The organism is Nocardioides luteus, from assembly GCF_000960475.2.
In the GTDB taxonomy this organism is placed as follows: domain Bacteria; phylum Actinomycetota; class Actinomycetes; order Propionibacteriales; family Nocardioidaceae; genus Nocardioides; species Nocardioides luteus_A.
In genome coordinates, this window is record NZ_JZDQ02000025.1 from 79701 (window position 1) to 96900 (window position 17200).

At 71.2% G+C, this 17200-nt stretch carries 16 protein-coding genes; 5 read left to right on the plus strand and 11 right to left on the minus strand.

The window, feature by feature from the left end; all coding sequences use genetic code 11:
- Positions 1-86 precede the first annotated feature (86 nt).
- Positions 87-1298, minus strand: a complete 1212-nt coding sequence (gene hemW, locus UG56_RS17880) for a radical SAM family heme chaperone HemW (RefSeq protein WP_045548997.1) — start codon at positions 1296-1298, stop codon at positions 87-89.
- A 70-nt stretch (positions 1299-1368) separates the two neighbouring features.
- Here hemW and UG56_RS17885 point away from each other — a divergent pair, with 70 nt between their 5' ends.
- The gene (locus tag UG56_RS17885) at positions 1369-2076 is read left to right on the plus strand and encodes a GNAT family N-acetyltransferase (RefSeq protein ID WP_071327175.1); all 708 of its coding nucleotides are present in this window, start codon (positions 1369-1371) and stop codon (positions 2074-2076) included.
- Between the two features lie 202 nt (positions 2077-2278).
- On the opposite strand, the gene UG56_RS17890 is transcribed toward UG56_RS17885, so the two are convergent.
- From UG56_RS17890 to UG56_RS17910, 5 genes are all read right to left on the minus strand, one after another.
- Positions 2279-5704, minus strand: coding sequence for an error-prone DNA polymerase (locus UG56_RS17890; RefSeq protein WP_045551936.1), 3426 nt, complete (start codon positions 5702-5704; stop codon positions 2279-2281).
- Positions 5705-5715: 11 nt separating this feature from the next.
- Positions 5716-7242, minus strand: a complete 1527-nt coding sequence (locus UG56_RS17895) for a DNA polymerase Y family protein (RefSeq protein ID WP_071327176.1) — start codon at positions 7240-7242, stop codon at positions 5716-5718.
- Positions 7239-7943, minus strand: a complete 705-nt coding sequence (locus UG56_RS17900) for a hypothetical protein (RefSeq protein WP_256206718.1) — start codon at positions 7941-7943, stop codon at positions 7239-7241. Before UG56_RS17900 ends, UG56_RS17895 begins: the two co-directional genes overlap by 4 nt.
- A gap of 160 nt (positions 7944-8103) precedes the next feature.
- Positions 8104-9867, minus strand: coding sequence for a serine hydrolase domain-containing protein (locus UG56_RS17905; RefSeq protein ID WP_052693846.1), 1764 nt, complete (start codon positions 9865-9867; stop codon positions 8104-8106).
- Positions 9864-11108 carry an MFS transporter gene (locus tag UG56_RS17910; RefSeq protein WP_084101241.1) on the minus strand — a complete coding sequence of 415 codons (1245 nt, stop codon included), beginning with the start codon at positions 11106-11108 and terminating at the stop codon, positions 9864-9866. Before UG56_RS17910 ends, UG56_RS17905 begins: the two co-directional genes overlap by 4 nt.
- Positions 11109-11270: 162 nt before the next feature.
- On the opposite strand from UG56_RS17910, the gene UG56_RS29145 reads away from it, so the two are divergent.
- Positions 11271-11522 (plus strand): sigma factor, encoded by a 252-nt coding sequence (locus UG56_RS29145; RefSeq protein WP_143055095.1) that lies wholly within the window; start codon positions 11271-11273, stop codon positions 11520-11522.
- Here UG56_RS29145 and UG56_RS17915 read toward each other — a convergent pair.
- Both UG56_RS17915 and UG56_RS17920 read right to left on the minus strand, forming a co-directional pair.
- Positions 11422-12069: an MOSC domain-containing protein gene (locus UG56_RS17915; protein WP_045550157.1), complete on the minus strand. Its 648-nt coding sequence runs from the start codon at positions 12067-12069 to the stop codon at positions 11422-11424. The genes UG56_RS29145 and UG56_RS17915 overlap by 101 nt on opposite strands.
- Positions 12070-12113: 44 nt before the next feature.
- A complete protein-coding gene (locus UG56_RS17920; protein WP_045550156.1) occupies positions 12114-13007 on the minus strand; it encodes an aminoglycoside phosphotransferase family protein in 894 nt (297 codons plus the stop codon).
- A 56-nt stretch (positions 13008-13063) separates the two neighbouring features.
- Here UG56_RS17920 and UG56_RS17925 point away from each other — a divergent pair, with 56 nt between their 5' ends.
- A complete protein-coding gene (locus tag UG56_RS17925) occupies positions 13064-13588 on the plus strand; it encodes a cupin domain-containing protein (protein WP_256206722.1) in 525 nt (174 codons plus the stop codon).
- Here the strand turns inward: UG56_RS17925 and UG56_RS17930 are convergent.
- Positions 13573-14025, minus strand: a complete 453-nt coding sequence (locus UG56_RS17930; protein ID WP_045550154.1) for an NUDIX hydrolase — start codon at positions 14023-14025, stop codon at positions 13573-13575. The two genes, UG56_RS17925 and UG56_RS17930, sit on opposite strands and share 16 nt — an antisense overlap.
- A gap of 31 nt (positions 14026-14056) precedes the next feature.
- Positions 14057-14533, minus strand: coding sequence for a pyridoxamine 5'-phosphate oxidase family protein (locus UG56_RS17935; RefSeq protein WP_143055093.1), 477 nt, complete (start codon positions 14531-14533; stop codon positions 14057-14059).
- 104 nt (positions 14534-14637) lie between these two features.
- Here UG56_RS17935 and UG56_RS17940 point away from each other — a divergent pair, with 104 nt between their 5' ends.
- Together UG56_RS17940 and UG56_RS17945 are read left to right on the plus strand one after the other, a co-directional pair.
- Positions 14638-15600: a phosphotransferase gene (locus UG56_RS17940; protein WP_143055094.1), complete on the plus strand. Its 963-nt coding sequence runs from the start codon at positions 14638-14640 to the stop codon at positions 15598-15600.
- Between the two features lie 13 nt (positions 15601-15613).
- Positions 15614-16189 carry a hypothetical protein gene (locus tag UG56_RS17945; RefSeq protein WP_045550151.1) on the plus strand — a complete coding sequence of 192 codons (576 nt, stop codon included), beginning with the start codon at positions 15614-15616 and terminating at the stop codon, positions 16187-16189.
- Positions 16190-16252: 63 nt separating this feature from the next.
- On the opposite strand, the gene UG56_RS17950 is transcribed toward UG56_RS17945, so the two are convergent.
- On the minus strand, positions 16253-17200 hold a 948-nt coding region (locus UG56_RS17950), incomplete at its 5' end, for an HNH endonuclease (RefSeq protein WP_084101245.1).

The window sequence follows — 17200 nt, forward strand, 5'->3', positions numbered from 1 at the left end:
CCTGTCGGGCGCTCTTTACCAATCAGGATCACCCCTGATCCTTCGGTCAGGACGAAGGTCCCGGACTCAGGGCTTCTCGGGGATCCTCAGGGGAGCAGGTCTCGGACCACCGCGTCGGCGAGGAGCCTGCCGGTGTCGGTGAGGACGATCGTGTCGCCGTCGACGGTGACCAGGCCCCGGCGTACCTGCTCGGGGAGGGCGGCGCGGCCGTCGTCGTCGAGGGCGTCCGACGGGAGGCCGTCGGCGAGCCTCAGCTCCAGGAGTACGCGCTCGACCCGGCGGTCCTCGTCGGCGAGGATCTCGCGCGCGTGGGCGGGGCTCTGGCCGCTGCCGATGCGGTCGGCGTACGCCTTGGGGTGCTTGACGTTCCACCACCGGGTTCCGCCGACGTGGCTGTGGGCGCCGGGGCCGACACCCCACCAGTCGCCGCCCTGCCAGTAGAGCATGTTGTGGCGGCAGCGCTGGCTCTCGTCGGTGGCCCAGTTGGAGACCTCGTACCAGGTCAGGCCGTGCTTCTGCAGGGTGGCGTCGGCGAGCTCGTACTTGTCGGCGAGGTCGTCCTCGTCGGGTATCTCGATCTCGCCTCGTCTGACTCTTCGGGCCAGGGCGGTGCCGTCCTCGACGATGAGGGAGTAGGCCGAGATGTGGTCCGGGTTGCTGGCCAGGGCGGTGTCGAGGCTCGTGCGCCAGTCGTCGATCGACTCACCGGGCGTGCCGTAGATGAGGTCGAGGGAGACCTGCTCGAAGCCGGCCTCGCGGGCCCACTCGACGACCTGCGGGACCCGCTCGGGGTCGTGGGTGCGGTCGAGCGTGTGGAGCACGTGCGGGACCGCGGACTGCATGCCGAAGCTGAGCCGGGTGAAGCCGCCCTCGCGCAGCGCACGCAGGTAGTCGAGGTCGACGGAATCGGGGTTGGCCTCGGTCGTCACCTCGACGTCGCCGGCGAGACCGAACTCGTCCTTGATCGACCGGAGGATGCCGGTGAGGTCTTGCGCCGGCAGGAGCGTCGGGGTGCCGCCGCCGAAGAAGACGGTGTCGACCTGCTTGTCACGCCCACCGAGCACCCGGCGGGCCAGCCTGACCTCGTCGATGACCTGGTCGGCGTACGTCTGCCGGTTCACGCCTTCGCCGAGCTCGATCGCGGTGTAGGTGTTGAAGTCGCAGTAGCCGCACCGGACCGTGCAGAACGGGACGTGGACGTAGAAGCCCAGCCCCTTCTCCCCCAGCGTGCTCAGCGAGTCGGCCGGGAGCGACCCGTCGGCGGGGGCGGGGTCGCCGGGAGGCAGAGCGGAAGGCACCCGTCCATTATCGGATCCACCTGTCGAAAAGGGTTAACCGTGCCTGCTGGGGTGGTGGGAAAATTCTGGGGTGTCCGTCTCGCAGCCAGATCTTCTTCTCGACGATGTTCTCGACAACCCGGTCTGGCACTCGCTGACCGGTGCGCACGCCTCGCTCGCCGAGGGCACCGGGCTCGGGCGGCGCTATCGGCCCGACGTCTCGCCGTTCGCCGCGGTCTCCGACCCGAGCTCGGCTCAGGCGTGGCGCGATCTGGCGGCGGTGGTCGGCCCCGGTGGCACCTCGCTGATCACCGGGGCCGGCGGTGTCTGCGGCGAGGGCTGGGAGCTGGTCGGAGGCGGCGAAGGGGTCCAGCTCGTCGAGACTGCTCGGGTCGCCGCGGCTCCCGATCCCGAGGCGGTCGTGCTCGGCGCCGCCGACGTGCCCGAGATGCTCGACCTCGTCGCTCGCACCGAGCCCGGGCCGTTCGAGAAGTCGACCTACACGATGGGTACGTATCTGGGGCTGCGCGACGAGGGCCAGCTCGTCGCGATGGCCGGTCAGCGGATGCGCCCGGGCGGGTGGATCGAGATCAGCGCCGTCTGCACCGCGCCCGAGGCCCGCGGCCGCGGCCTCGCCAGCCGCCTCGTCCGCGCCGTCACGGCCGACATCCACGCCCGCGGCTCCCGCGCGCTGATGCACGCCTCGGTCGCCAACACCGGCGCCATCTCGGTCTACCTCGGGCTCGGGTTCGAGGAGCGGCGGCGTACGACCTTCGAGCTCTTCCGCGCGCCCCTCTGATCCCTGCCGAGGCGTCACCCGCGTCGGCCGAGAGGTCACGCACGTCGGTCGAGACGTCACGTACGTCGGCCGAGAGGTCACGCACGTCGGTCGAGACGTCACGTACGTCGGCCGAGAGGTCATCGGCTGACGCCTCGACCGACGGGAGTGACGCCTCGATCGACCCAGCCGACGTCTCGACCGACCGGAGTGACGCCTCGGCTCAGCGGAAGTCGCGGGAGCGGTGGCGGGAGGCGATGGCCTTGGCGGCCTCGGGGTGGATCTCCTCGAGCGGGGCGAGGCGGTCGGCGACGAGGTTGGTCACCCCGTCGTTGCGCTCGAGGATGCCGCGGATGAGCATCACCGAGGTGGAGACCGCGATCTTGCGGTGCTTCTTCCACAGGCCGGCGGAGCAGACGACGTTGAGCATGCCGGTCTCGTCCTCGAGGTTGATGAAGGTGACCCCACCCGCGGTGCCGGGGCGCTGACGGTGGGTGACCAGGCCGGCGACGGTGATGCGCCGGCCGGGCTCGGCGGTGGGGAGATCGCCGATGCTCGGGAGCCCCGCCGCGGTCAGGCCGGCCCGGAGATGGGCGAAGGGGTGGCTGCCGGGGGTCACGCCGGTCGCCCAGAGGTCGGCGAGGGTCTCCTCGACCGGGTCGAGGCCGGGCAGCGCGGGCGTCTCGGCGGTGAACCGTACGCCTTCGAGCTGGTCCTCGGTCTCGGTCCAGCCTGCCTGCCACAGCGCCTGGCGACGGCTCGATGTGAACACCTCCAAACATCCCGCGGTGGCCAGCGCCTCGAGCTGGGCCCGCTCCAGACCGGCGCGTCTCGACAGATCCAGGGAGTCCTTGAACGGCGCCTCGGAGCGGGCCTTCACGATCCGCTGGGCGACGTCCTTGCCGATGCCGCGTACGGAGTCCAGACCCAGCCGCACCGCGAAGTTGGCGTCGCGGCGGTGCTCCGGGGTGGGATCGGGGGTGCCCGGCACCCATTCGGTCCGGGTCCCGTCCAGCCGGCACTCGTCCATCCCGGTGGGCGACACGTCTCCGTCGAGCGGCTCCAGATCGGCGGCCGCACCGGAGAGGACGAGGTCGGGGCGGCGTACCTCCACCCCGTGGCGGCGGGCGTCCTGGGTCAGCGACTGCGGTGAGTAGAAGCCCATCGGCTGGGCACGGAGCAGGCCGGCCAGGAACGCCGCCGGGTAGTGGAGCTTGAACCAGGACGAGGCGTAGACGAGCTTGGCGAAGCTGAGCGCGTGGGACTCGGCGAAGCCGAAGTTCGCGAAGGAGAGGATCTGGGTGTAGACCGCCTTGGCGGTCTGCTCGGTCATCCCCTTGGCGCGCATGCCCCGGTAGAGCTTCTCCTTGAGCGAGTCGATGCGCTCGACGCCGCGCTTGGAGCCCATCGCCCGGCGCAGCAGGTCGGCGTCGTCGTGCGAGAAGTCGCCGAGCACCCGGCCCATCTCCATGAGCTGCTCCTGGAACAGCGGCACCCCGCGGGTGCGCTCCAGCACCGGGATCAGCAGCTCGTGGGAGTAGCTGACGGGCTCACGCCCGGTGGCGCGGCGTACATAAGGGTGGACCGCACCGCCCTGCACCGGCCCGGGCCGGATGAGCGCGATCTCGATGGCCAGGTCGTAGAAGCAGCGCGGCTGCAGCCGCGGCAGGGTGCCGATCTGCGCGCGCGACTCGACCTGGAAGACCCCGATCGAGTCGGCCCGGCAGAGCATGTCGTAGACCGCCGGCTCCTCCTTGGGGATGGTCGCCAGGGTCCAGCCCTCCCCCAGGTGCTCCCGAGCCAGGCGCATCATGTGGTCGAGCGCCGCCAGCATCCCGAGCCCGAGCAGGTCGAACTTCACCAGACCCATGTATTCGGCGGCGTCCTTGTCCCACTGGATCACGGTGCGCTTGTCCATCCGGGCGCGCTCGATGGGTACGACCTCCCCGATCGGCTCCTCGGTCAGCACCATCCCGCCGGAGTGGATGCCGAGATGGCGCGGCGCCCCGTGGATCTCGGCGGCCAGCGCCAGGACGGGCGCGGGGATGCCGACGTCGTCGGGCGCCTCGACGCGCGAGTAGCCGACGTGCTTCGACCAGGCGTCCTGCTGCCCGGGCGAGTGGCCCAGGGCCTTGGCCGCGTCCCGGACCGCCATCTTCGGCCGGTAGCCGACGATGTTGGCGACCTGCGCGGCGTTGCGGCGGCCGTAGGTGTCGTAGACCCACTGGATCACCTCCTCACGCCGGTCGGAGTCGAAGTCGACGTCGATGTCGGGCTCCTCCTCGCGGTGCACCGAGATGAACCGCTCGAACGGGAGCTCGTAGAAGACCGGGTCGATCGCGGTGATCCCGAGCGCGTAGCAGACCGCGGATGCGGCCGCCGATCCTCGCCCCTGGCAGAGGATCCCCTCTCCCCGAGCGAACTCGACGATGTCGTGCACGATCACGAAGTAGCCCGGGAAGTCCTTGCTCTCGATGACGTCGAGCTCGTGCTCCACGCGTTCACGGGCCTTCTCGACGAACTCCGGGTCGGCGGCGTACGCCTGCGCATAGCGCTCCGCGAACCCCTCCTCGGTCAGATGCCGCAGCCGGCTCGCGGCGGTCTCGCCCTCGGGGATCCCGCGCTTGGGCAGCTTCGGGGTGGCCTTGCGCAGGTCGAAGGCGCACTCCTCGGCGATCTCGACGCTGCGTGCCACCGCGCCCGGGTAGCGCCGGAAGAGCTGCGCCATCTCCTCCCCCGACCTGACGTACGCCACCGGGCCCGCCGGGAGCCAGCCGGCGATCTCGCTCAGGGTGCGCCGGGCGCGGACCGCCGCGAGCGCGTCGGCCACCCGGTGCCGGTCGGGCGTGGCGTAGTGGACGTTGTTGGTGGCGACCGTCGGGAGACCGGCCTCGCGGGCGATGCCGGCGAGCAGGTCGTTGTCGTAGGAGTCGGTCGGGTGGCCGCGGTCGGTCAGCTCGACGACGACGTTGTCGCGACCGAACCTGTCGGTGAGCTCGCGCAGCGCCCGGGCCGCGGCGATCGGGCCGGTGCCGGTGAGGGCCTGGCGTACGGCACCCTTGCGGCACCCGGTCAGGATCAGCCAGTGGCCGGCCCGGACCCGGTCGGCGAGCTCGTCGAGGTCGTAGTCCGGCCGGCCCTTCTCGTCGCCGCGCAGCTGCGCCTCGGTGATCGCACCGGCCAGCTGCCGGTAGCCCTCGACGCCCCTGGCGAGCACCAGGAGGTGACTGCCCTCGGGGTCGGCGACCCCGTTCTGCGGCTTGGTCAGGCCCAGGGACAGCTCGGCGCCGTAGATGGTCCGCAGTCGATCGCTCTCGCCGGCCGGACCCAGCGTCGTAGCCGCCTCGGCGAAGGCCGGTGCGCCGTAGAACCCGTCATGATCGGTGATCGCGATCCCGTGCAGCCCCTGCCGGATCGCCTCGGCGACCAGTGCCGACGGCGAGGTCGCCCCGTCGAGGAAGGAGAAGTCGGAGTGGGCGTGGAGCTCGGCGTACGGCACCACCGGGCCCTCCGGCCCGTGCACCTCCTCCTCGCTCAGCCGCTTCTTGCGCCGCGAGATCGGGGCGTCACCGTAGGGGTCGCTCGGCGGGCGGCCCGAGAGCCGCCGCTCCAGCTCCTTCCAGGGGATCTCGGGGTTGTTCCAGCCCATCAGCCGCCCCGTCAGTCATAGCTGGCTTCGGTGAGCCAGTGGTCGGTGTCGAAGGTCGCCAGCCAGGCGCGGCCGTCGACCCCGACGAGCTGGAAGCGGGCGACCCGCCGTCCGCCGCCGGGCTCCCACCACGCCTCGGTGACCGGCCACGGGCCGGCCCAGGAGGCGACCCGCTGCCAGGGCTGGCCCGCCGCGGGCCGGTAGCGGGCGGGGTCGCCGGAGACGCCACCGCGCGGGAGCACCACCACCTGCCGCCCGGCCTGGTCGCAGACCTCCGCCGGCCACGGGTCGGCGAGCACCCGGGCGGGCGCCGGCGGCGGAATGCTTCCCGGCCAGGGCAGAGCGCGGTCGCGGAGGGTGCTGGGGCGGTCGCCCCAGGGGACGTACGCCTGCCGGTCGCGCGGGCTCCGGCCGCCCTGGAGCACCGGGGCGACGACGGCCTCGTGGCCGAGCAGTCCCTGCACCCGGGCGATGCCGCGGTCGACGCGCTCGTCGGTGCCGCCCCAGAGGCCGTCGGCGTGGACCGCCTCGGGGACGGCGACCTCGGGGACGAAGCGGACCCGGGTCACCGCTCCCCCGCCTCCGGCCGAGACCGCCCCGGCCAGCTGCCAGTGCAGCCGGTCGATGAGATCGACGGCGGAGAACCAGCGCGGGTGCGCCCAGGTGCGGCGGGAGTCCGCCACGTCGTCCATCGCGACCTCGATCCGCACCTCGGTGCAGACCTCCTGCCGCGTCGCCAGGCCCTTCACGAACCCCTCCGCCGCCTGTCGCGCCGAGAAGCAGACCGCCTCGGCGGAGTCGAGCGGCGGCTCGAAGGCGACCTCGGTGGCGAGCTCGGGCGGTGGCGTACGCCCGGTCACCGGCCGCGCCCCCTCGCCGTGGATCACCCGGCGGACCCAGGCGGCCTGCGCCCCGAAGCGCGCCTTGACGTCGGCGCCGGGCAGGTCGGCGAGGCCGCCGAGCGTGGTCAGGCCGAGCCGCTGCAGCAGGCTGACCGCGTTGGCGTCCTCGAGGACATGGACCGGCAGGGCTCGCAGGAATGCGGTGGAGCCGCCCTCGGCCGGGACGGCGTACGTCTCCTGCAACCCGGCGCTCCGCGCGGCCTGCTCGGCGGTGAAGAGCTCGTCGGCGATGCCGATCCGTACGTCCCAGATCCCGAGCCCGACCACGCACTCGGCGATCGCCGCGCCGGCCTCGGTCTCGCCGCCGTAGAAGCGTGCCGGCGAGCGCAGCGCGACCAGCCCGGGGCGCAGCGGCATGACGCCCGGGCGCAGCTCCTCCAGACGCGCCAGCACCTCCTCGAACACCCGCGCGTCGCGGGCGTCGTCGGCGGCGAGCACCTGCACCTCGGGGCAGCGCGACTGCGCGTCACGGCGCCGCATCCCGCGCTTGATCCCGAACTCCCGCGCCGCCTGGTTGGAGGCCTGGACCCGGTTCTGCGCGAAGACGGCCGCCGGCAGATGCCGCGGCAGGCCGGCCTCGCTCAGCGCCGCGGCGACCGGCCAGTCGGCGCACCAGACCACCAGCACGCGACTCATGCCGACTCCTGTTTTCGCAGGTCGGCGATGTCCGCGACGGGTTCGAGGCTCTGCCAATCACCGATGGGGCCGAGACCGCCGTCCTCGGCCGGGAACCACAGCGCCGTACGCCGCGGCGGAGCCGTCCCGCGCACCGCCTCGACCACCATCCTTCTCGCCCGGAGGTGGCCGTCGCCGTTGCCCAGACCGACCCAGCGCGGCTCGGTCGCCCGGAGGCGTACGTCTGCTCTCGGCCACTCCCCCAGCGCGACCAGCGCGGCGCCTCGGGTGCGCAGCCGGGCGCCGATCTTCTCGGCGACGCTCGGGGTCACCCGGCCGGTCGGCCGGACCAGCACCAACGTGGTCACGTCGACGAGCGCCGCGGTCGCCTCCAGCCAGGAGTCCTGGGGCCGCGGCACCAGGATCGTCCGCTCCAGGTCGACCCCGGCCTCGGCCGCCGCCTCGACGCCGAAGTCCTCGACCCCGACGACGGCGGTCCACTCTCCCGCGCTCGACGGGCCCGCCAGCAGCAGCATCGCCAGCGACAGTGAGTCGGCAGCGTACGTCCCGCCGGCCCGCAGCTGCACCACCCCACCGAGCGCCTCGTGCGTCGCCAGCTCGGCACCGAGGCCCGGCTTCTGCTCCAGCCGTCGCACCTTCGACCGAAGCTGCTCGATCTGAGCCAGCTTCTGGTGTCGCTCAATCCCCGCTACCACTCCCACTCAACGAGTATCGAACATTTGTTCGAACAGGGCAAGGTCGCCGAGGCGTCACTCCCGCAGGCCGAGACGTCACTCGCGTCGGCCGAGTGGGCAGCGGGGTGCCCATTCGACCGACGGGAGTGACGCTTCGGCCGACGCGGGTGACGCTTCGGCAGGAACCTCAGCCGCGGAGCGCGGAGGCGAGGTAGGTGAGGCGGGGGTGGTCGGCGGTGGGGAAGGCGGTGACGGTGGTGGTCTTGGCGACCGCGACCTTCCAATAGGTGGCGCCGGCGACGACCAGGAAGTCGGCCTTGGACGAGCCGTCACCGGACAGGGGCGTGGTGATCAGCTCGGGCTCGCCGAAGGCACGCAGCGCGGCGATGACCGGGGAGTTCTCCTCGAGAGCCGCGCGGGCGGCGGCGACGAGGCCCTCGTGAGCATCGGGGACGGCCACGACCCGCAGGGTCTGGATGCGCGGCTCGGCCTCGGGCGAGAGCATGACCTCGATGTCGTAGCGGCCCTTCTCGGCGGGCACCACGGCCAGCGCGACGCCCATGGCGCGGGAGAAGTAGCCGTAGGGCGCGCCACCCAGCGGCAGTCCGACCTTCGCGCGCGCCTGGGTGATCTGGACGCGCCGGGCCGTGTCGGGGGCGTCGAGCTCGACGTTGTCGGCGAACAGCGACGGCAGCGCGAAGACCTCGGCACCCGCCGGATCGAAGGTACGCAGCCGCTCGACCGCCGCCTCCAGCGCCGAGTCGAGCCGCGGCCGCAGGCCCTTGACCACCGTCGAGAACCGGTGGGCCCCTCCCCCGGCGAGCTCCGCGGAGACCAGCGAGCGCAGCGCGGTCATCGCGGTCGGGGAGGCCCCGGCGTAGGTGCTGTTCGACAGGGTGATCACACCCAGACCAGAAGAGGGGTGCCAGACCATCCGCGAGCCGTAGCCGGGGTAGCCGCCGGAGTGGTGGACGATCTGCCCGAGCCGGGAGTCGTGGTCGACCATCAGGCCGTAGCCGTAGCCCACGGCGACAGCGCCGACCCCGGCCTCCGGACCGGAGAACCCGAGCGATGCAGACACCGCGCCGAACCGGTGCAGCTGCTGCATCTCGCGGCGCGACGCCTTCGACAGCGGATGACCGTCGGCACCGGGCGCGAAGGCGCCCAGGAACCCGCCGACCCAGCGCGCCAGGTCGGCGACCGAGGAGTGCAGACCACCCATCGCCGCGAACGACCCCGACGGCACCGGCGCCGTCACGGTCCACGTCGGCGGACCCTCGAGCCGGTCGCCGGCCCAGGCCGGATGCAGCGGCGGAGCATGCCCGGGAACCAGATTCGGCACCGCCGACGGCGAGTAGGCCGAGGAGGTCATCCCCAGCGGCGCCAGCAGCTCGTGCTCGACGAAATCCCGGTTGGCCCCCTCGGGCGACGATCCACCCACGACGTTCTCGATCGCCCGCCCGAGCAGCGCATAGCCGAGGTTGGAGTACTCGAACCCGACCCCCGGCTCGCGCCCGGTCGAGAAGCCGCCGTCGAGGAACGTCCCGAAGGCGTCGTAGGACAGCGACTCCTGCCGGTCGCCCCACGGGTCGTCGGTCGGCAGCCCGGCCGACATCGAGAGCAGCAGCCGCAGCGTCACGGCCGGCGAGTCGGCTGAGTAAGGAGCCTGGTCGACGAGCTCGGGCACGTACTGCGCGATCGCCTCGTCGAGGTCGACCAGCCCACGGTCGCGCAGCAGCAGCACCGCGGCCGCCGTGAACGACTTCGACATCGACGCGATCCGGAAGACGCTCTCCGCGGTCGGCGCCGGACCACCCTCGGTCGTCGCCCCGAACGCACCGGAGTGGATCAGCTCGGAGCCACGTACGACCCCATAGGCCAGCCCCGGGGTCAGCTTCTCCTCGAAGCGCTGCTGGAAGAGCTCGTCGACGACGGCGGTGTTCAGACTCATACGGGCGTTCCTTCGGAGGCAGGTTGCTCGACGCGTTGCAGCCTAACCACCGAGGGCACCGCGAGCGTGACCAGACAGACCGACGCATAGAGCGCGCCGCTGACCAGGAAGACCGGCCGCTCGCCGAACCACGCCCCGAGCGGACCGTAGAGCAGCTGCCCGACGGGCATCGCGACGAACGAGCCGAGCGCGTCGTAGGAGTAGGCGCGCGAGAGCATCTCGTCCGGGACGTTCTCCTGCATCGCGAGACTCCAGCCCAGCCCGAAGATCTCGATCCCGGCGCCAGCGACGGCCATCGCCACGATGAGCGGCACCTTCTCGGGCCACAGCGCGAGCGCGAAGAAGGGCAGCGAGAACGCCATGATCCCGAGCATCCCCGCCCGTAGCGGCCGCCGGATCGTGGCCCGCATCAGCACGATCGTCATCACGAGCGTCCCGGCAGCGAGCGCCGAGTTGGCCAGGCCCCAGCCCTCGACGCCGAGCGAGGAGGTCTTGGCGTACGCCGGCCCGAGCACCTGCAGCCCACCCGACTGGATCGCGTTGAGAACCATGAAGGCGACCACCACGACCCACAGCCAGGTGGTGCTGCGGAAGTAGGTCCAGCCGGCGCGCAGGTCCTCGAGCGCCGAGGTCTTCTCTGCGTCCGCCGGACGCGGTGGGATCCGCACCGGAAGCAGGAAGAGCGCCGCGAGCAGCCAGGTCAGCGCGTCGACCGCCAGCGCCCAGCCGGCCCCGACACCGACCACGAGAGCGGCCGCGACCGAGGGACCCAGGATGGTCAGGGTGCTGCGCGACATCGAGAGCAGCAGGTTGGCCGGCTGCAGGTCCTTCTTCGCGACCAGCTGCGGCACCATCCCCTGCATCGCCGGGAAGGCCATCGCCATCGTGGTGCCGTTGATCGCCTCCAGGACGACCAGGTGCCAGATCTCGGCATGTCCGGTGATGATCAGCGCCGCTGCCGCCGCCTGGGTCGCGGCCGAGGCGACATTGCTCAGCTGCAGCACCAGCCGCCGCGGGAACCGGTCGGCGATCACGCCTCCGACCAGCAGGAACACGACCATCGGGATGGTGTGCGCGGCGACCACATAGCCCAGCGCCGAGGCCGAGTCGGTCACCTCCAGCACCGCGAACGCAAGCGCCACGTGCGACATCGACGACCCGGCGAGATTCACGAACCGCGATGCGAAGAACCACCCGAAGTCGCGCTCCTTGAGGACGAAGAGGCTTTCCCGGATGCTCACGACAGGAACTCTTCCGCACATCCGCGGTTCCTGGTAATCGTTTTTCGTGCGACTAAACCGTTCCCCCGGCCAGGGCGTCGAGTTGGTGTGACCAGAGACGAGTTCACCGAGTTCTACGCCGGCAGCAAGGATCGCTGCCTGCTAGCCGCGATCGCCTACGGCATGGCTCCCGACCGCGCCGAGGAGGCCGTCGCCGAGGCCTTCGCCCGGGCGTGGTCGAGGTGGCCGAGCGTACGCGGCGTGGACTCGCCCCGCGCCTGGATCGTCCGGACGGCACTTTCCGCGCCTACGACGCCGATGGCAAGCGCGTCCACTAGGCCTGCGCCGCGACGTACCTCTCCGCCGCCGCCCGTGGCTTGTCTCCGAGCCCCTCGATGCCGATCAGCGACGGTAGCAAGGAGCGGTCGGTGTTGAGCGCCTTGAAGAGGGTCGAGACGGTGATGTCGTGGTCGGGGCGGTGAACGACGACGATCTCGTCGCCGGCCTGGAGCTGCCCCTCCTCGAGGACGCGCAGGTAGGGCCCGGGGCGAGCCTCCTGGGCGAACCGCTTGACCCACCGGGCGTTGTCGTAGCCCGAGACGCCCATCCAGTTCTTGAAGTCGTTGCAGGGCGTACGCACGCTGCAGATCTGCAGGAGCACCGTCCCGATCCGCCACCGCTCCCCGACGAGCGCCGCGTTGATGTCGATCCCCTCGGTGGTGAGATTCTCGGCGAACTGCCCGTCACGGAGCGTCGCGCCCAACCGCGAGCCCCACAGATCGAGGTCCTCGCGGGCGAAGGCGTAGACCGCCTGCTCCTCGCCGCCGTGGTGACGGCGGTCGGTCTGGGTGTCGGTGACGATGCCCTCCCGGCCGACCGTCACCGGCCCGGGCGTCGCGAGCTTCTCCATCGAGGTGGCGCCCACCTCCGCCCACTCGGCGGGCTTGGACTGACCGATGTTGACGCTTCGCACGATGGGCATGCGCAGATTCTCGCGGGCCTGCGGGGATCAGGCACGCGAGTTTCTCACTCCTGCACGGCCTTGGTGAGCGAGATCATCTCGGTGATCCAGTCTTTGTCGGGCGTCTGGTTGTCCTCGACCTCGTCCTTGATGTTGACCATCAGCCGCAGCACCACCCAGGCCCGGGCACGGTCCTCGTCGAGCTCGGCGGCGTCGACGAGGGCGAAGAAGCGGTCGCGTACGCCGTCGCGGATCCGCCCCGCGTACTCGTCGAAGCGGTTCCACAGCATCGGCGCGAGCTCGTAGTGCGGGTCGCCGGAGAGCGGCTTCGGGTCGATCACGAGCCACTCCTCGCGGTCGCCGCGGAGGACGTTCTCATAGTGCAGATCCGTGTGGATCAGCGTCCCGTCGGTCTCCTCGTCACGCGCGAAGTCGCGCGCGATCGACCGGGCCTGCTCCACCATCCGCGGCGGCACCGGAAGCCGCCGGCTCCTCTCCCCGAGCTCGTCGGCCCAGCGCGCGGCCTGCTGCGACAACGTACGCAGCTGCGGCGGAGCCGCCACGTGCAGCCGCCGGTAGAACCCGCCGACGATCTCGCAGGCCTGGACGTCCCACATCTCCGTCAGATCCGCAGGATCCAGCCGTTCGAGCAGCAGCGCGAACCGCTTCGGGTCGGCCCGGAGCAGACGTACGGCACCCCGGCCGCCCCACACCTGCAGCGCCAGCGCCTCGTGCTCGGCCTCCCAGTGCGGCCAGCCGACCTTCAGCACCGCGGCCTCGCCGTCGGAAGTGCGGACCGGGACCACGACCGCGCAGTTGCCGTGAGCGGTCGGACCGTCGACGGTCAGCGACCACTCCTCGACCAGGTCGCGGACCAGCGCCGGCAGCTCGTCGAGCCACGCGGCCCAGGACGGCCCGAGGGCCGCGAGCGCCAGGAAGGAGTCCGGGACGAGCGTCACAGCGGCAACCCTAAATCCGCTTCCCAACCCCCGACGGATCGGGCAGGTTTGGGCCCATGTCACTTCCAGAGTCGATGGGGACCAAGGGCGTTGCCTACCCGCCCGAGCGCTACGACGGCGAGACCGGTGAGGTCTCGGCGCTCTACCGTCCCGACAAGACCGCTCCCGACCTCGAATATCCCAACGGGGTGAAGGTCGACTATCTGGCCACCGGTGCGACGACCGCCGGCGACTACGGGCTCTACCGCTGGCACTTCGGCCCCCAGGAGACCGGCCCGGGACCGCACTTCCACCGCGCCGTGGCCGAGTCGTTCTACGTGCTGACCGGGACGGTCCGGATCTACAACGGCGAGGAGTGGATCCCGGCGAGCGCCGGCGACTTCGTGCACGTGCCGGTCGGCGGCCTGCACGGCTTCCGCAACACCACCGACGAGCCGGCCTCGATGCTGCTCCACTTCACCCCGGGCGCGCCACGCGAGGGCTACTTCGAGGGGTTGCGCGAGCTGGCCGAGGGCACCGAGCTCGGTCCGGACGAGATGGCCGAGTTCTACAAGCTCCACGACAACTACTGGGTCGACTGAGCCACCTTCAGGGCAGCGATCCCCATCCGGACGATGGGGCTGGTGGTGTCGGCTTCGATCGCGGGGTCGTCCAGTGCGACCCACGCGGCGAAGTCGGTGGTTCCGTCGACCTCCAGCGTGCCCAGCTCGCCGCCGACGATCCGTGCCTCGAAGACCACCCGGGTCGACTGGTAGGGCCGGCGCCCCGGATCGAACGGCACGACGAACACGTCGGTCGTCAGCGGAGCCCCGACCTCGACGTCGTAGCCGGTCTCCTCCTTCACCTCGCGCACGACTGCGGCGGGCATCTGCTCGCCGTAGTCGACGCCACCGCCCGGGAGCGTCCAGCCCGGGTCGTTGCGGTGGTTGCCGTTGAACCAGCTCAGCAGGATCCGCCCCGCGTCGTCGACGATGACGGCGTACGCCGCGACCCGAGTGTCGTAGTCGGTGAAGTGCATCCCCGCGAGACTAGCGCGGACCAGCCAGAAGTCAGTCGAAGACGAAGGCGGTCGCGTTCGTGGGGAACGACGTCCAGGCCCGGATCCGCCGTGGATGCACCGCCGGCGCACCCTCGATGTAGTGCTTCGCCTCGAAGACGTTCTCGCCGTACTCGGGATACTTCGCGTTCAGCAGCCCCGCGATCTCCTCGGCGACCTCGGGAGCGAAGCTCGTCTCCCGCACCTCCCCCTCGATGACCACCAGCTTCCACGGGTCCGGCAGGTTCACGGTCACCTTCGGATGCGCGGCCGCCAGCTTCCGGTGCAGCGTCTCCGGGCTGCCCCCGTAGACCAGCTTCTCCTCGAACCAGATCCCGTCCAGCGGCGTCACGTGCGGACTCCGCCCCGGCCGCTCGAACGCGAACCAGAACTGCTTCGCCTCGACCAGCTGTTGACGTACGTCCTCCCACGCCAGCAGCTCGCTCGGCGTGCCATAGCCCTGCGGGAACCGCACCTGTTCTGTACGCATGTGGCTCACTCAACCACCAGCCGCGCCCTCCCGACCCGACCGTTCTTGCGCACTCACGCATAACCGGTGGCACCACCGCGATCGTGGTGGGGAGGATGACTCTCGTGACCACACCCCGAGCAGTGGGCGTACGCATCTCCTACGCCGACGTCCCGCCGACTGTCACGCGCTGGATCGAGGAGACCCTCGGCTCCGCCGTGGTCTCGTACGCCGACCAGGTCGGCGGCATGTCGCCGGGCTGTGCCGCGCGGCTGGTGTGCGCGGACGGCACCCGGGCGTTCGTGAAGGCGGTGGGCGCCGATCTCAACCCGCACACCCCCGTCCTCTTCCGTCGCGAGATCACGGTGCTCGAGCTGATCGGTGACCATCCGCTGTGGGCCCGCCTCCAGGCCTCCTACGACGATGGCGACTGGGTCGCGCTCGTCCTCGAGGACGTCGACGGGCGCCATCCCGACCTCGCCGACGACTCCGTGATGGCCCGGCTCCTCGAGGCGACCGACGAGCTCGGCGTCGTCATCGGCGATCGGACGGCGGACGGGGTGGAAGGAGCGGGCGGCACGCTCGACCCCGGCCTCACCGACCAGCGCAGCATCTTCCACCAGTTCGCCACCTCGCTGGACACGCTGGCAGACCATCCGGGCGCCCCCGTCCCCGCGTGGGTTCGTGCGGACGCTCCGGCTTGGGCGGCGCGGATGCGCGCGCTGAGCGAGGAGCCGATGAGCACGCTGGTCCACTACGACATCCGGATCGACAACCTGCTCCAACGGCAGAACGGCGACATCGTCTTTCTCGACTGGGGCGCCGCCGGCGTCGGCCCGGACTGGCTCGACCCGCTCCTGGCGAGGCTGGAAAGGGTCGACCAGGACTGGTTCGACACCTCGCTGGCCTCCTCCGCGGCACTCGCCCGGGTCGGCGACGAGGCGGTCACCACCTGGCTCGTCGGGATCGGCACCCATATCGCGGTCCGGACCGTCACCGCGGTCGACGTCAACCTGCCGACGCTGCAGGAGTTCCGGCGTACGGAGTCTGCTCGGTTCCTCGGCGCGGCCGCTCGCCGCGTCCTGTGATGGACTGGCCGGCATGCGTTCTCGGGCCGTCTCCACGATCGTCCTCCTCGCCGCGACGTCGGGCTGTGGGGCAGGACCGGTGACCACGGACGCACCGACGCCGTTCGCTGCCGCAGCCGAGTCGGCCCCAGCGGGGTTCACCGCCGCCGAGTGTCCGGCAGTGGTCGCGGGAAAGCCGGTGACTCTGAAGCTGGTGGTGCCGAAGGGCTTCGTGTCCGCGTCCGCCGACCCGAGCAACCAGAGCCCTGACGGCCGGTGCAGCTGGCGCACGCCCGAGGAGCGATTCCTCAGCGTCGAGGTCGGCGAGAAGGAGTCGCTCGCCGACCTGAACGACGAGCTGAAGCAGTACAAGGACATCGGCGGTGACGACGAGGTCAAGGACGTCACCTACGACGCCTCGACCGACACCTTCGGCGACCAGGAGGGCGAACGGCTCAGCTGGTGGTCCTACTCCGACGGCCTCCCCGCCGACTGCGTGCACGTGCAGGCCAACGGCATCCGCCTGTTCTGGCAGAACCCCGACGACATCGACCAGCGCCTCGATGACCTCGAGGTCGTCCTCGACAGCGTCGAGCTCGTCCGCTCCTGACCGCTCTGAGGCTCTTCCGGCCAGATCCTCTGGCTCTGAGCAGACGAAGTCACGCGCCGTGGGTCATGCGGCGAGGGTGTGGTCGAGCAGTACGTTGCGCAGTCTGAGCTCGGCTGGGGACAGAGGTGGTGGGTCCGGCCGCCAGGTTTCGGGTGGTGGGCTGACATAGGTGTGCCCGGTGGGTGTGATGGTGGTGATGCTGCCGTCAGGCCCGGGTCTGGCCTGCCACCCGACGGCCTCCTTGGCTTGATTGCACCGCTCGCAGAGACCTTGCAGGTTTGCGGCGCTGGTTTGGCCGCCGTCGGCGTGGCGCTCGACGTGGTCGATGTTGCGGATCGGGGCATCACACCCGACGGTGCGGCAGATCCCGCCATCCCTGGTCGCGACGAAGTCGGCCAGTCCGTCGGGTGCCTTGCGGGAGCGTGACTCCATCGCGACCAGTTGGCCGGCGGGGTCGGTGAACAACCTGCGGACGAACACCTCGGCGTCGGTGAGCGCCTCGCGGGCCCAGGCAGCAGGAACAGGGCCGTAACCCTCGACCACGGCCGGCTGATCGGCGTCGTTGCTCAAGGTGTCGGCGGTCATCACGACCTTGACCTCGATCCGAGGCTTCACCCCGGCCTCACGGCCGGTGACCCGGTCAACCAGGGTGTCAGCCATCACCTGGCCCCGGGTCCGTTTGTCACCGGCGGCACGGGCCGTGTTGGCGGCCTGGTCCAGCGCGGCATAGACCGCGACGCCGTCCTTGACCGGCAACAGGGCCCCAAGCCAGGTCATCGTGTCCGGTGCTGGCCGGAGGCTGACTCGTCGGTCTTTCTCGGCGTTGGCGGCTCTGGCGACGACGGAGGCTTGGTCGAGGGTGATGGCGAGCTTCTTGGCAGCGTTCTCGAGTTGGCGTAGCCCCATCGACGCCGCCTTCGGCTGTTCGCCCTTCGCCCCGGGCGCGCAGAGCCGGTCGTCGATGACCCGGCGGTCCTCCACCGAGAGGCAGGCGGTTTCGCGGGCCAGGAT

What these genes read in the sequence shown, in the direction of transcription:
- UG56_RS17890 (WP_045551936.1), bottom strand. Translation starts at nt 5,704, where the DNA reads ATGGGCTGGAACAACCCCGAGATCCCCTGGAAGGAGCTGGAGCGGCGG.
- UG56_RS17895 (WP_071327176.1), bottom strand. Translation starts at nt 7,242, where the DNA reads ATGAGTCGCGTGCTGGTGGTCTGGTGCGCCGACTGGCCGGTCGCCGCG.
- UG56_RS17905 (WP_052693846.1), bottom strand. Translation starts at nt 9,867, where the DNA reads ATGAGTCTGAACACCGCCGTCGTCGACGAGCTCTTCCAGCAGCGCTTC.
- UG56_RS29145 (WP_143055095.1), top strand. Translation starts at nt 11,271, where the DNA reads ATGGCTCCCGACCGCGCCGAGGAGGCCGTCGCCGAGGCCTTCGCCCGG.
- UG56_RS17915 (WP_045550157.1), bottom strand. Translation starts at nt 12,069, where the DNA reads ATGCCCATCGTGCGAAGCGTCAACATCGGTCAGTCCAAGCCCGCCGAG.
- UG56_RS17925 (WP_256206722.1), top strand. Translation starts at nt 13,064, where the DNA reads ATGTCACTTCCAGAGTCGATGGGGACCAAGGGCGTTGCCTACCCGCCC.
- UG56_RS17930 (WP_045550154.1), bottom strand. Translation starts at nt 14,025, where the DNA reads ATGCACTTCACCGACTACGACACTCGGGTCGCGGCGTACGCCGTCATC.
- UG56_RS17935 (WP_143055093.1), bottom strand. Translation starts at nt 14,533, where the DNA reads ATGCGTACAGAACAGGTGCGGTTCCCGCAGGGCTATGGCACGCCGAGC.
- UG56_RS17945 (WP_045550151.1), top strand. Translation starts at nt 15,614, where the DNA reads ATGCGTTCTCGGGCCGTCTCCACGATCGTCCTCCTCGCCGCGACGTCG.